General features: G+C 36.9%; 9 protein-coding genes. All 9 read right to left on the bottom strand.

All coding sequences use genetic code 11. The annotated features are described in order from the left end of the window. Positions 1 to 7: 7 nt before the first annotated feature. Entirely contained in the window at positions 8 to 826 is an 819-nt protein-coding gene (locus JOD07_RS07385) for an ABC transporter ATP-binding protein (protein ID WP_158740036.1), read from the bottom strand. Then, a complete protein-coding gene (locus JOD07_RS07380) occupies positions 816 to 1826 on the bottom strand; it encodes an ABC transporter ATP-binding protein (protein ID WP_158740035.1) in 1011 nt (336 codons plus the stop codon). The genes JOD07_RS07385 and JOD07_RS07380 overlap by 11 nt, the downstream gene beginning before the upstream one ends. A gap of 15 nt (positions 1827 to 1841) precedes the next feature. Continuing rightward, positions 1842 to 3110 (bottom strand): ABC transporter permease, encoded by a 1269-nt coding sequence (locus JOD07_RS07375; protein ID WP_204613136.1) that lies wholly within the window; start codon positions 3108 to 3110, stop codon positions 1842 to 1844. Between the two features lie 11 nt (positions 3111 to 3121). Next, on the bottom strand, positions 3122 to 4126 hold the full coding sequence (locus JOD07_RS07370) for an ABC transporter permease (protein ID WP_158740111.1): 1005 nt from the start codon (positions 4124 to 4126) through the stop codon (positions 3122 to 3124). 76 nt (positions 4127 to 4202) lie between these two features. Next, positions 4203 to 6050 (bottom strand): ABC transporter substrate-binding protein, encoded by a 1848-nt coding sequence (locus JOD07_RS07365; protein ID WP_158740033.1) that lies wholly within the window; start codon positions 6048 to 6050, stop codon positions 4203 to 4205. 305 nt (positions 6051 to 6355) lie between these two features. After that, positions 6356 to 8203 carry an ABC transporter ATP-binding protein gene (locus JOD07_RS07360; protein WP_204613134.1) on the bottom strand — a complete coding sequence of 616 codons (1848 nt, stop codon included), beginning with the start codon at positions 8201 to 8203 and terminating at the stop codon, positions 6356 to 6358. Further along, positions 8200 to 10416, bottom strand: a complete 2217-nt coding sequence (locus JOD07_RS07355; protein WP_204613132.1) for an ABC transporter ATP-binding protein — start codon at positions 10414 to 10416, stop codon at positions 8200 to 8202. The genes JOD07_RS07360 and JOD07_RS07355 overlap by 4 nt, the downstream gene beginning before the upstream one ends. 147 nt (positions 10417 to 10563) lie before the next feature. After that, complete coding sequence (locus tag JOD07_RS15805; protein WP_204613124.1) at positions 10564 to 12834, bottom strand: putative bifunctional diguanylate cyclase/phosphodiesterase; 2271 nt, start codon at positions 12832 to 12834, stop codon at positions 10564 to 10566. A gap of 226 nt (positions 12835 to 13060) precedes the next feature. Beyond that, entirely contained in the window at positions 13061 to 14701 is a 1641-nt protein-coding gene (locus JOD07_RS07345; protein ID WP_158740029.1) for a class I adenylate-forming enzyme family protein, read from the bottom strand. Positions 14702 to 14737: the final 36 nt, after the last annotated feature.

The following is a 14737-nucleotide window of genomic DNA, read 5'->3' as shown; positions in this document are numbered from 1 at the left end:
TTTCTGTCTAATGTAATGTAGTTGAGAGATCCCATTTCTCATATATCTTAGGGACATCACTGATTAGGCGTTTTGTATATTCTGCCTTAGGATTCAGAATTACATCATCTGCCGAACCATGTTCTACAAATTTGCCGTGTTCCATAATATAAATTGTGTCTGATATATAATATGCCAGTCCTATATCATGTGTTATAAACACTATCGTCATATTCGTTTCATCTCTGAGCTTTAAAAGCATATCCAATATTGTGGAACGCGAGCATGCGTCTATCATTGATGTCGGTTCATCTGCCATCAATATTCTTGGTCGTAACAGGAATATCCGGGCAAGCATCAATCTCTGCATCTGTCCCCCTGACAATTCAAAAGGATATTTATTGGTCAGATCCGCAAATTTCAGATTCACAAAACTGCATGCTTCTGCCATAAGTACAGTTTTTTCCTCTTGCGAAAGATTTTTTTGTCCTCGTAAATTTATACAATCCATTAATACGGTATCTACTTTGGTAAACATATTAAAAGATGCAAATGGATCCTGAAAAACTGCCTGAATGTTTTTCCAGTACTCTTTTCTTTTTTTCTGGGTCTTTATATCTCTTGGCTTGCCATTAAAAAAAAGTTCTCCTTCTGTAATATTAATTAATCCAAGAATCATTTTAAACAAAGTCGTCTTTCCACTACCAGACTCGCCTACAATGGATATGATCTCTCCCTTTTTAAAATCGAAATCCACATGATCTACTGCAATAGTCTTCTTGTTACCCATGCCAAATATTTTTGTAACTCCTTTACCGCTCAAACATGATTGATTTTCATTCTCCATATCCATACGCCTCCTTTAATTCGTCCTCTTTCATCAGACATCGATAGTATCTCCCCGAAGCTGCTTTGATCATATTGGGTTTAATAATACGGCATTCAGGTTTGGCGTAGCAGCATCTCTCTGCGAAACGGCAGCCTTCAGGCGGATGTTTCAGATTAGGAGGCGCACCCGGAATGGCTGTTAATTTCTTGCTTTTTATTCCTGATTCTGGTACAATAATAGATTCCATAAGTCCCTTTGCATACGGATGTTTCGGGTAAAATACTATTTCTCTGGCGTTTCCTATTTCTACAATCTGCCCTGCATACATGACCATAATATCATCGGTAACATTGTATAAAAGAGGGAGCTCATGTGTAATAAATATCATTGATTTTATATATCCCTTATCCATTAATTCCCGTATCATCTTAATCACCATTTTCTGACTGGTAACATCCAATGCAGAAGATGGCTCATCTGCAATCAAAACCTTAGGATTTAAAATAGTGGAAACAGCAATAACTGTTCTTTGTTTCATTCCCCCTGAAAGTTCAACAGCATATTTATCCAGTACTTCTGTCGGTAGACCTAAGGCCTGAAAACGTTCCTTTGCCATCTCTCTGACTTCTGACCTGCTCATAGATTTATTATGTGTATGTACAACATCCCATAAGAAATCAATAATCTTTTGAGTAGGATTCAATGCATTCATGGCTGCTTGTGGAATGTATGAGATCTCGGTTCCAAGTATTTTTTTGCGTACATCATCCGGCTTCATTGAAGTAACATCCACACCATCTATCAGAATACTCCCGCTTATATAATGCAGAGGTGGAAAATAGTATCCCATAAGACTCAGTGCAAGGGTTGATTTGCCGCAGCCAGATTCGCCGGCAATTCCAAGTGATTTTCCTTCTTCCAGTGTTAAAGATACACTATCAACTGCATACACATCCTCATGAAAACGGGTTACATACTTTGTCTTTAAATCCTTTACTTCCAATATTATCTTGCCCATTGTTCTGCTCCTTTCCTAATCTCGCAATGTGGGATTAAATACCTGATCCATTCCTGTATTCATTAGATTCAACGAAAAGGAAATCAACGCAATCACAAGAATAACAGGAAAATATGCCCACCAGGAGCCATTCAAATGTGCTGTATAAGTCAAGGCCCAGTTCATCATAAGGCCCAAAGTTGCCGTTTTGGTTGTTGCAGGTCCAAGGCCAAGCATAGAAAGCTGTGCCTCTGCAAGTATACCGCTTGAAATCTGAAGAATAAATGCCATAACAACATAAGAGGCTATATATGGCAATATATCTACCAGAATAATCCTAAATAATCCGTGTCCTGAAAGTTTTGACATGTTAACATGGTCACGGTTTCTGAGTGAAATAACCTGTGAACGCACACTTCGTGTAGTCCATGTCCAGGAAGTCAGACCGATAATAACTGCAACCATAAAAACGCCCCTTGCTTCCTGTCCTACACTATATGATATAAGGATCAAAATAACAAACGATGGAACAACTGTAAACAAGTTTGTTACAAACATAATGAAGTCATCTGCAAAACCACCTAAAAATCCTGCCAAAAGTCCAAAAAACAAACCAATTCCGGTAGCAACTATTCCAGCAATAAAACCAATAAGCAGTGAAGTACGTGTTGCATAAATCAGTTCTGTCAAAACATCCCGTCCAAAGTTATCTGTTCCTAAGAGAAAAGTTCTCTGATTGGGAATATCTTTAACATTTACATATATGTTATCAGCCACTTTTCCCCTTTTTTCTAGTTCGCCATCCTCTCCATATTCGGAAACAATGATATCCTGAGATTTTAACAGTTCTTTTAATGAACTATCCAGACGGACATAATACTTTTTCCTGGCAGCAATAAGTCCCTTCTGAGGATTAGACGCATCATATTTTTCACACCAGGTATCAATGAGTTTACCTACCTCATCATCCGCTGTACTTAACGTACCTTCTTCTACACCCCCATATTTTTCAAGCCAATCTATCATAGCTTTTCTGTCCTCAACGCTTATCCTCGAGCTCAAACGATTAGCTGAAGTATCTATATTAAGTATGTAACTCTTTTCGGAAACCATGCTTTGTATAACAGTATCGGCCACGGATACATAGGTGCCTGGCTTATAAAAGATTCCCTGTCCTACCATTTCTAAAGGATCTGCAGCCACTATCAAAGGATAAATAATCACCAATGCCAGAACTGTTATAAATATAACAAATCCAATCATAAACTGGGGCGAACGTCTTAATTGCTTTAATGTATTTCCCATTTGACCCCTCCTCAATCAGACTGTGCCGCTTTGATACGCGGGTCAATCAGAGCATAAAGTAATTCTACAAATAAGTTTGCAAGAAGAACCATGATTGTAATAATCAACGTACAAGCCGATATAAGGGGATAATCACGTCCTGTGATCGCCGACAATAAAGTAGTACCAATACCTGGATAAGAAAATACAATTTCTGCTACTAATGCACCGCCTACCATTGTACCTAATGACATTGCAAGCCCAGTAATCTGTGGTAACATAGCATTTCTAAATACATACTTTACGATCTTACTGTCTTTGATACCAAGAAAACGGCTATACTTCACATAATCTGCATTTAATTCATAAATTGACATTGAACGCATACCTATAGCCTGCCCACCAATTGTAACGAGAACAATTGACAAAAAAGGCAATTTGTAATGATCTAATACTGACAGAATGAAAGGCAAGCTAAAATTCGGAATTAAATCAAAACCATATCCTCCACTCGTTGGTGCCCAGTGAAGTTTAACTGCAAAAATAGTCAACAACACAACTGCCATACCAAATGCCGGAATGTTGCTGATGAATAAAAATACCGGTAATATTACTTTATCAAATCCTTTTCTCATATACGCAGCAACTGCCCCCAAAATATTTCCCAAAAGCCATCCTACAATAATTGCTGGAAGCTGCAATGCAATTGTCCACCAAATACTGCTGCTTACAATGTCGCTGACTTTTCTTGGATACTGGCTAAAAGAAACTCCCATATCTCCACGTAACAAATTCCTGACCCACATAAAAAACTGCTTATACATTGGTTTATTAATTCCAAAGGCTTCTGCATATTCTGCATATACTTTCTGAATGGCAGTAGCATCTGTCATACCCTGTGTAGTCTGTGCAGCAATGGTTGAAACAGGATTACCTGGCATCATTCTTGGCAGTACAAAGTTAAGAACGACCGCAACAATAAATGTCAGCAGATACCATATCAGTTTGTTTGCATAATATTTTTTGTATCCTTTCAAAACGTAATCCATCCTTTCTAACCTTTCTGGAAAAGCAGAAACCGACATTGCTATCGGTTTCTGCGGTATTTTTATTTTATTTTTCAACCAGAGTCAGATTATATAGAGCGGCAACGCCATATCCATCCGTACAATCATAAGGTGGTATGTTGGTTCCATCATCTTGTTGAGGGAAATTAGTCCATACAGTTTCATTTACAATATGAAATGCTGCCGGACGATACATTGCTGTGAATGAAGGTACCTCTTCAAGATAAATTTTAGATAGTTCCGTATAGTATTCTTTTAATTTATTTGTATCTGTCTCATTCGGAATAAGTGCCAACAATTCATCAGCACGGTCGTTCTTCCATCTTCCGAAATTACCACGTGTCACTACTTCCAAATCATTTAGGTCAGAACCCATAAGTTCAAGACAGCGCTGCCATGGACAGGTAATGGATGCTGTACCATTTGGTGTAGCCATAATGATGTCAAAATTAGCTGTTGTTAAATCTTCCATGTATGTTGAAGCATCAGGGAAATAAGTGGTGATATCAATACCAATCTTTTTACCAGCTGCTGCAACAATCTCCAAAGTCGCATTCCAGTCAGACCAGCCTTCAGGACACTCTGCCTTGAATCTCAGATTGTTCCCTGCAGGATACTCTCTGATCCCATCACCGTCTGTATCAACAATACCAGCCTCATCCAGAAGCTTATTCGCTCTATTCGGATCATTGCCAAACTGATAATCTTTCAAGGCATCCTTGTCAATCATGCTTTGCTCTGCATCAGTAGCATTCATAACACTTCTCGGAACTTCATCAAATGTAGGTGACTGACCTGTCATGGCTGCCTTATTGATCTGATCATAATCTACTGCCATAGCAATGGCCTTACGCACTTCCTTCTTATCCAACCCATCTTTTCTTGTGTTAAACCAAATGGTCGGCATTGCTGCACAGATACCATAAGGAGCTTCATCGATATATGTAGAAATAGGTAACTTATCCTGTAACCAGAGATTCTGCACATTTGCTACAAACATCTGTGCTACATCTATCTCCCCTGCTTTTAAAGCAACAAGTGCTGTATCATTTCCACTAAAAATTGTATGTGCCAGATATTTTGGAACAGGAAGTTTACCCCACATGGACTTAGCCTGTCCCCAATAATTATCATCTCTTATGAGTACAACTTTCTGGTCATCATAATAGTATGGCTTGTAAGGACCTGTACTTACCAAGTCTTCCATTTTATCCTGCTTAATTGCATTGGCATCATTGTTGTTACGCGCTGCAACAGTCTCCAAATATTCTTTCTGCATGATATATATTTTGGGAATAAAGTCTAAAACTTTTAAAGGATTAATAGCTTTCCCCGATGCATCCTTTGTAGCATAAAATACAACTGTATAATCATCTTTAGCTTCAACCTTTTCTATATATGGTTTGAAATCTGAACCTGTTGGCGATTCATATTTAATGTGTGCATCAAATGTAGCTACAACGTCTTCTGCAGTAAATTCTGTTCCGTCATTCCATTTTGCATCTTTGTTTAAGTGTACCGTTAATTCAGTGTTATCATCATTCCAAGAATAGTCTGTTCCCAACAAACCATATAACTTACCATCAAGCATATTGTACATAAAAAGTGTTTCCCACACGATTACACGAGCACTTCCTGCCTGGTTCAGCGCCATGCCATTATTAGAATTGGATGACATTGGATTCCAGTCATTTATGGTTCCCCACTGTTGCCCTGCAAAATATAATGTCTCATTCCGTGGCGTAGCACTTGCATCCTGAGCAGAATTTTCTTCTTTTTCTACTGTCATTTCTTCTGTCTGTACTGTTGATGCTTTTTCAGAATTACCACATGCTGTCAATGAACACACCATAGCAATTGAGAGAATGAAAGAAAATAGCTTTTTAGCTTTCATTATACCCCTCCTTGATACATTATTTTAATCACTTTTCATAATTTTTTAGTGATCATATTTATTTTATTGTATATTTTATCTATATGATATATCATTTTAATCAATATATGGTATATTTTTGCCATTCTAAATTTAACAAACGCTGTATAAAATGACAAATCAATCAATTTATTTATAAACTACTGTTAGAATATTTAGTTATAATTTGCGCACAAAAAAAGGACTGTCACACTAAATAATTAGTGCACAGCCCTTTTTTATACAGCTCAAATAGGTAAGTATATTGTAAACTCTTATGATATTTTTCATGACGCAAACTGACTATTATAAAGTTCCGCGTAGAATCCATTCTTTTTCAACAGTTCTTCATGGCTGCCTTGTTCTATAATATCGCCATCTTTCATAACAAGAATCAGATCTGCATCTTTTATGGTCGACAACCTGTGGGCAATGATAAAAGATGTTCTGCCCTTCATCAGATTTTCCATAGCTTTTTGTATTAAAATTTCGGTTCTGGTATCCACAGAAGAAGTTGCTTCATCCAATATAAGAATCCTGGGATCTGAAAGGATGGCTCTTGCTATGGTAAGCAGCTGTTTCTGCCCTTGGGATATGTTGTTGGCTTCTTCGTTTATCATCATGCTATATCCATCCGGTAAAGTTTTGATGAATCGATGAACATGGGCAGCTTTTGCAGCTTCTATAACCTCCTCATCACTGGCACTAAGACGCCCATATCGAATATTCTCCATTATGCTTCCGGAAAAAAGCCAGGTGTCTTGAAGAACCATGCCAAAATGCGATCTTAAATGCTCCCGTGTAAACTCTTTGATGTCATGACCATCTATAAGAATCCTTCCGCTATTCAATTCATAAAATCTCATAAGCAATTTGACTATGGTTGTTTTTCCTGCTCCAGTAGGACCTACGATAGTGACCTTCTGGCCTGGTTTTATATCTGCTGAAAAATTTTTGATGATGATTTTATCTTCGTTATAACCGAATTTTACATTTTCAAAGGTCACTCTTCCTTCTACCTTGTCCAGCTCAACAGGCTTTGCAGATTCTGTTCCCTCTTCTTTTTCTTCCAGAAAGGCAAACACTCTTTCAGCAGCAGCAATAGTGGACTGAATGACATTACTGATCTGTGCTACCTGGGATATGGGCTGTGTAAAACTTTTGATGTATTGAATAAAGGAAAGGATGTCCCCTACCTCTATTACACCTCTGCTGGCATACCAGCCTCCTAAAATAGAAACGGCCACATAGCCTAAGTTCCCTATAAAGTTCATGATGGGCATCATCATTCCGGATAAGAATTGGGATTTCCATGCAGAATCATACAGTTCTTTATTAATTTTTCTAAATTGGTCAACCACTTCTTTCTCTGCATTAAATGCTTTCATAATGTTATGTCCGCCATATACCTCTTCGATATGTCCATTTACTTTTCCTAAAGCTTTTTGCTGCTCTATAAAGTATTTCTGCGACTTCTTTACGATGGCCAGTACTAAAACCATGGATAAGGGCAGAATTAAAATAGCCGCAATCGTCATTTCCCAGCTGATATACAGCATCATAATAAGAACACCAATCAAAGTGGTAGCAGAAGTTATGATCTGACTTAAGCTCTGGTTTAAAGTCTGACTGACAGTGTCTACATCATTTGTAACCCTTGAAAGTACATCTCCATGAGATACAGAATCAAAATACTTAAGAGGTAATCGATTAATCTTTTCAGATATTTCTTTTCTGAGATTATACGATACTTTCTGTGAAACGCCGGTCACAATCAATCCCTGAATATAAGAAAATACTGCGGAGATAATATACAATCCTAACAGTAATAAAACCGTATTTAAAAGGTATTGGAAATCTATCCCTCCACCTGATCCAGTGATCTTAGAAATGACTCCTTCATATATTTTGGTGGTAGCCTTACCCAATATTTTGGGGCCAGCTATAGAAAAGACCGTACTGCCTATGGCAAAAATCATGACTATAATAAGCTTTAGCCTGTAAGGTCTTAAATAGTCCAAAAGCTTTGAAAGGGTCCCTTTAAAATCTTTAGGCTTTTCGAAACCTCCCCTCATCCCTCCCATAGGTCCATGGCCTCCTCTTGGAAAATTATTTTTAGCATTATTTTCACTCATATTGCCAGTTCCTCCTCTGATAATTGTGAGAGTGCAATTTGCCTGTAAACCTCACAATTTTTTAGAAGTTCTTTATGGGTTCCCATCCCTACAATCCTTCCATCATCCAGCACAATAATCTTTTCAGCATTCATGATCGTGCTGATTCTCTGAGCTACGATTAAAAGGGTACTATCTTTTATTTCTTCAGCCATTGCTTTTCTTAAAGCGGCATCTGTTTTGAAATCCAGAGCCGAAAAGCTGTCGTCAAATATAAAGATTTCCGGTTTTTTCACCAGGGCTCTGGCTATAGAAAGTCTTTGCTTCTGGCCTCCCGAGACATTGGCTCCGCCTTGAGCAATTTCTGACTGCAATCCCTTTTCTTTTTCAAGGATAAACTCTTTCGCCTGAGCAATTCTTATCGCTTTCTGTACTTCTTCATCACTGGCATCGGCATTTTTACCATATTTTATATTGCTTTCTATGGTTCCTGAAAATAAAATCGACTTCTGAGGAACATATCCGATTTTTTCTCTTAAATCATGCAGCTTCATTTCCCTAATATCCTGACCATCCAGAAGAATCTGCCCTTCTGTAACATCAAAAAATCGCGGTATAAGATTAATAAGGGTTGATTTCCCGCTACCGGTACCTCCTATAAAAGCAGTAGTTTCTCCCGGTCTGGCAGTAAATGAAATATCTTGAAGAACATATTCTTCTGCTCCTGGGTACTTGAAGCTCACATTTTTAAACTCCAGAAGTCCTTTTACATCTTTCTTAACTTCTTTAGGATTTTCAGGGTCTTTTATTGTAATTTCCTTATTTAAGACTTCTGAAATTCTCTGAGCCGATACAGAAGCTCTAGGAAGTATGATAGAAATCATAGAAATCATCAAAAATGACATGATGATTTGCATAGTATACTGCATGAAGGCCATCATATCTCCTACCTGTATGGTGCCGTTTTCTATTTCTTTTGCACCTATCCATATAATGAGCAACGTAACACTGTTCATAATGAGCATCATCGTCGGCATCAATACAGTCATAATTCTGGATACAAAAAGATTTGTTCTGGTTAAATCTATATTGGCATCATCAAACTTTTTTTCTTCAACTTTCTGCGTATTAAAGGCTCTGATTACCAGCATTCCGGTAAGAGCTTCTCTCGTCACACGGTTAACATTGTCTACCAGCCTTTGCATCCTTTTAAATTTGGGCATGGCGGTTGCGAAAATAACGATCACTAAAGTCAGAATGGCCATTACTCCAACGGCAATAATCCATGCCATGGAAGTGTTCGTCCTCAAAGCCCTGATCACTCCGCCTACTCCTAATATGGGGGCATAGAATACCATTCTAAGCATCATAACCGTAAACATCTGAACCTGCTGAATATCATTGGTACTTCTTGTAATTAATGAAGCGGTTGAAAAGTCATTAAATTCACTGTTGGAAAAAGTAGTGACTTTATTAAAAACTTTATCTCTTAAACTTCTCCCAAGACCTGATGAAATTCTTGCCGATAAAAATCCAACCGCTATGGATGCCCCCATACCTACAAGGGAAATCAACAGCATCATTCCGCCTATATATAAGATGTAATTGGTTTGAATTCTGTTCATGTCGATGCCTATGTCTTCATACATGGACTTGATATAAGCAAGCGCCGACTGAGTAATGATTCCTTCAGGCAACACTTTAAACTGTTCATCTATCTTAATTTTTATGGCATCTATTTGCTCTCTGGGCAACTGTCTGAGTATCATAAAAGGATCCGTTCCCTGAGGCAAATCTACATAGGATTGATAAGCTCCTTCTTCTATAGCACTTATGATCAGAAATATTTTTCCTAAATAAGGACTCATTGTTTCCAGATCATTTTTCGATCTTGTATTTAAGATATATAGGTTTTCCTGCTCTAAAGCCGGATATTTCTTTACCAGCTTTTCATATTCTTTTTGGGTAAGAGTGTTTTTTCCTATTAACTTGTAAGTTTGGCTGATTAAAGTCTTTTCATCTTCATCTGAAAAAATCATGATTTTATCCATGGTGTCTTCTTTCATGACTTCTGGAACCAGGTTCTCTATTCCGTTTTGCTGAATACCCACATTAACTATATCTGACATATAATCAGGCAAAGCCAGCTCTGTAGCGGCCTGAAGGAAAAGGAATGCTATGGTAATAAGAATGGACGCAATAAATGGTTTAAATTCTTTAATAAGTTTTGACATACTTACCTCCTAATTGATCATAGATCCTATGACTCTAGTATTTGCAATAATAACATATTAATTATTTTACACAAAAAAAGTAAATTTATAAAATGATACAGGAGATTATCAGCAATATTTTCAGTGATAATCTCCTGTATCAATCATTTACTTATTTTGATTAAACAACATTTTTAAGGCTTTCTCTTTTGAAAGAGGTTTGCTAAATAAATATCCTTGCATTCTATCACAATGGTGGCCCATAAGATAATTCTTCTGTTCAGGAACTTCAACGCCTTCTGCCACTACTTTGAGTCCCAGTTTATGTGCCATAGAAATAATATCTCCTGTGATGATGTCTCCGCTGTCTTTAATTGAAATGTTATTGATAAAGTAGCGATCAATTTTCAAAGTATCAATATTTAACTCAATTAATCGGGCGAAAGAGGAATATCCCGTACCAAAATCATCTAAGGCTATTTCTATTTGATGATTCCTTAAATTTTTAAGTTTTTCATTAATTATATTATAATTGCCCAAAAGTACGGACTCCGTTATTTCCAGTTCAAGACTTGATGGCTCAATACCGGTATCTGAAATAATCTTCATAATTGTATCTGTAAAATCATATCTAAGAAGCTGTATTCCAGAAACATTTACTGCTACCTTTATATCTTTAAATCCCTTGTCAGTCAAGTCCCGTATAAATTCACTGGCTTGCGTGAGAATGAAATTACCCAGGGGAACTATGAGCTGTTTTTTTTCTGCCACATCAATAAATTCCATAGGAGAAACAAAACCAAGCTTCTTTGTTCTCATCCGCGCAAGGGCTTCAAACCCAGTTATTTTATTTGACTTTAAATCAACTTGAGGCTGATATTCCAGATATATTTTACTCGTATCATTTTCTGTAATAGCCGCTCTAATCTCTTTTTCAATTAGATCTTCTCTCTGAAGTTTATTCTCCATAACTTTGTTAAAAAAAGCATACCCTGCATCATTCTCTTTAACACCGCTTAATGCAATCGATACGTCTTTTAAAATTCTGTCTGAATGATCATATTTATTATGAATCTCAACTATGCCAATTTCTACATTTATATTCTGTTCTACATTTTTTACTTTAAAAGGATCTTTGAATGCTTTGATTATTTTATTCACAACAGACACCAATTCTTGTTGATCACTGTAATGCTTCATAAACAAAGCAAATCTGTCGGCCGAAAAACGAAAAAGTATTTTGCTGCCATCTTCTAAGTTCTGAATACGTTTAGTGAGTTCTTTTAAAATTTCGTCTCCATAATCATATCCATAAGTCATATTAATCATTCTGAAATTTTTACAATTAATGAGTAAAAGAGCTCTTCGAGCCTTTTCATTCTTTTCTAATTCTTTGGTTAAAATTTCTTTAAGATAATGTTCGTTCGGCAGTCCGGTCAATCCGTCGTAATAAGCCAGATGAATTAATTTTTCATTTTTTTGATATGTCGAAATCATAATATAGATCAGCAATGCATATATGATCAACAATGCGACTAAGATTACTCCAGTTAAATTTTTTATGATTTCTTCCGCTTCCCTTAGTGACTGCCCAATAGCTAACGTTCCTATTTTAATATTCTCTAAATTTTTAATGTTCTCTAGGTATACCGGAACAAAAGCCTGATATTCTTTTTCTTCGTCATATGTACTAATGTAACTGTATTCTCTGTTACCATAAATGGCATTTCTAATTTCCGGAGTAATGATCTTATTTTCATCAAAATGGGTTTTTGAACTTCTAGTAATATTAAACTGGTTATCAATAAAAAAGACCTTTGCTACACCTTCAACTTCTTGTATCTCATCCAGTAATTTACGTATCTCAAAACTGCCAAGGAAATTATAAATCTTCTCTGATTTAACGCCTATCTCAAGAAATCTATCGTCTGAAATTTTAAAATAAGCATATTTAAAGTATTTTCCAGTTTTTGAATCCTGCTTAATTGGGGCAATGTAACTTGCTTGCTCGCTCATCATGAAATCATAAAACAGATGACCTTCATACGCCTTCCATCCAACCATAGCATCTACATTGGAATAAATTATTTCTCCTTGAGCGTTGTAGTAAGCGATTTCATCTACTTTTAAAATATCAGCCAATTCTTTCAGTAATTGATTGCTGTACTGTCCGTCATATAAAGCAATTGCCCTGCTTGCCACAAGAAGTTTTTCTTCTAATAATTCATTGACAACATCCTTGGCCTCTGCCGCTTTGGATAGGCTGTAAGAATAACTTTTTGCAAAATTAATGGAATCCTCTTGCATGCGACTAAAATAGTATTCTCTTATACTATAAATTATAATTTTACTGATCCCAAAGAAAATCATCGTAATAACAAGAAAAGAAATGATAAAAACCTTAGTGTCCAACCTTTTAAACTTATGCTCAGCTTTCACCAGATTCCCTCCTCATCCAAAGCGCACGCTGCATTCACGAAAAACATTGCCTGCCAGGATTGATAAAGAATTATAGTAAAAAAAACCTATATATCTTTTCTATAATTTACAATATTCCTACACTATTCGTCAATTATATCTTTGTTCTTTTTTATGAAACGATTCAAAAATATAATTTTGTATAAAAAAATCTAGGGGTCCTGCTATTACAGATCCCCTAGCTTTTTTACTTTCGGATTTCAACCTGAGCTGCAACTAAACCAGAAGCCCCATATTTTTCCCTTAACTTAGGCTTTTCAATTTTACCGGTAGGATTGCGAGGAACTTTATCAAAAATGATTTTCTTTGGACGTTTATAGCGAGGCATCGAAGTACAGAATGCTTTTATTTCTTCTTCCGTACAGGTATATCCAGATTTTAATTCTATAATGGCAGCTGCAATTTCACCTAAACGTTGATCGGGCAGCCCAATAACTGCCACATCTTTAATTGCTTCATGGGCACGGAGGAAATCTTCAATTTGCACCGGATAGATATTCTCTCCTCCACTGATAATAACGTCCTTTTTGCGGTCCACCAAATAAATAAAACCATCTTCATCCATTCTGGCCATGTCTCCAGTAAAGAGCCATCCGTTTTTTATGACAGCTGCTGTAGACTCAGGATCTTTATAATAACATTTCATCACTCCGTCCCCTTTTACTGCCAGTTCTCCCACTTCTCCCTGAGGAACAGAATTACCCTGCTCATCAACGATCCTTGCTTCCCACTTGTATCCTGGTATTCCGATAGCTCCTACCTTATGAATATTCTCTGTTCCCAGATGAACACATCCTGGACCTGTAGATTCACTTAAACCATAGTTTGTATCATAAAGATGATTAGGAAAATATTTTTTCCAGCGATGGATTAAACTTGGCGGAACTGGCTGAGCACCGATATGCATAAGTCTCCACTGAGAAAGATCATAATCTTCCAGTTTCACATCTCCTCTTTCAATGGCATCCAAAATATCCTGAGCCCATGGAACTAATAACCAGACGATGGTGATTTTTTCCTCTGAAACTGTTTTAAGGATCCATTCTGGTTTGATTCCTCGAAGCAATACTGCTTTGCTGCCGGATAATAAACTGCCAAACCAGTGCATTTTAGCACCGGTATGATAAAGGGGAGGAATACATAAAAAATTATCCTCATGGGTTTGACCGTGATGCTGATATTCAGTATAACATGCAGCCATTAAGCTGCGGTGAGTATGTAAAATTGCTTTTGGAAATCCTGTTGTTCCAGATGAGAAATATATTGCCGCATCATCCTCGTCACTAAGCTCAACCTGTGGAGTCTCAGATGAGCAATTGGCTGTAAGCCTGTCATAACTTTCAGCAAAACTGGGACGATTTTCTCCTGCATAAAAAAGCGTTTTTACCCGTGGGATTTGATCATAAATAGATTCCAGACGCCCGATAAATTCGGGACCAAAAATCAGTGCAACTGTATCAGACAAATCCAGACAATATTTTATTTCTTCAGCTGTATATCTGAAGTTTAAAGGTACCGCAACAGCACCAGCCTTTAAGATTCCAAAATATATGGGCAGCCACTCTAAGCAATTCATTAAAAGAATAGCTACCTTATCCCCCTTTTTAATTCCTCGCTTCAGTAATAAATTGGCCAGACGATTGGCTTTTTCATTAAAAACTCTCCAAGTCATTTCCAGGCGATATTCCCCTGCCGGATTATTTTCAATCAGTTCATATTCTCGCCAAATAACATTGTGGCTTTCCTGAAGTTCTAAATTAATTTCTACCAAACATGTTTCTTGACCATACAACTCAGCATTTCGAGATAATATTTCAGTGATCGGCACTGCTTTTCCTCCCCTTTTTTAATATATCATAACTAT

The sequence above is a fragment of the Defluviitalea raffinosedens genome, assembly GCF_016908775.1.
GTDB classification, from domain to species: domain Bacteria; phylum Bacillota; class Clostridia; order Lachnospirales; family Defluviitaleaceae; genus Defluviitalea; species Defluviitalea raffinosedens.
The sequence above is the reverse complement of the archived record's forward strand: the minus strand, read 5'-3'. Positions and strand labels throughout refer to the sequence as shown.

Excerpts from the sequence above, each read along its gene's own strand:
- JOD07_RS07385 (WP_158740036.1), bottom strand. The coding sequence starts at position 826 with ATGGAGAATGAAAATCAATCATGTTTGAGCGGTAAAGGAGTTACAAAA.
- JOD07_RS07380 (WP_158740035.1), bottom strand. The coding sequence starts at position 1,826 with ATGGGCAAGATAATATTGGAAGTAAAGGATTTAAAGACAAAGTATGTA.
- JOD07_RS07375 (WP_204613136.1), bottom strand. The coding sequence starts at position 3,110 with ATGGGAAATACATTAAAGCAATTAAGACGTTCGCCCCAGTTTATGATT.
- JOD07_RS07365 (WP_158740033.1), bottom strand. The coding sequence starts at position 6,050 with ATGAAAGCTAAAAAGCTATTTTCTTTCATTCTCTCAATTGCTATGGTG.
- JOD07_RS07360 (WP_204613134.1), bottom strand. The coding sequence starts at position 8,203 with ATGAGTGAAAATAATGCTAAAAATAATTTTCCAAGAGGAGGCCATGGA.
- JOD07_RS07355 (WP_204613132.1), bottom strand. The coding sequence starts at position 10,416 with ATGTCAAAACTTATTAAAGAATTTAAACCATTTATTGCGTCCATTCTT.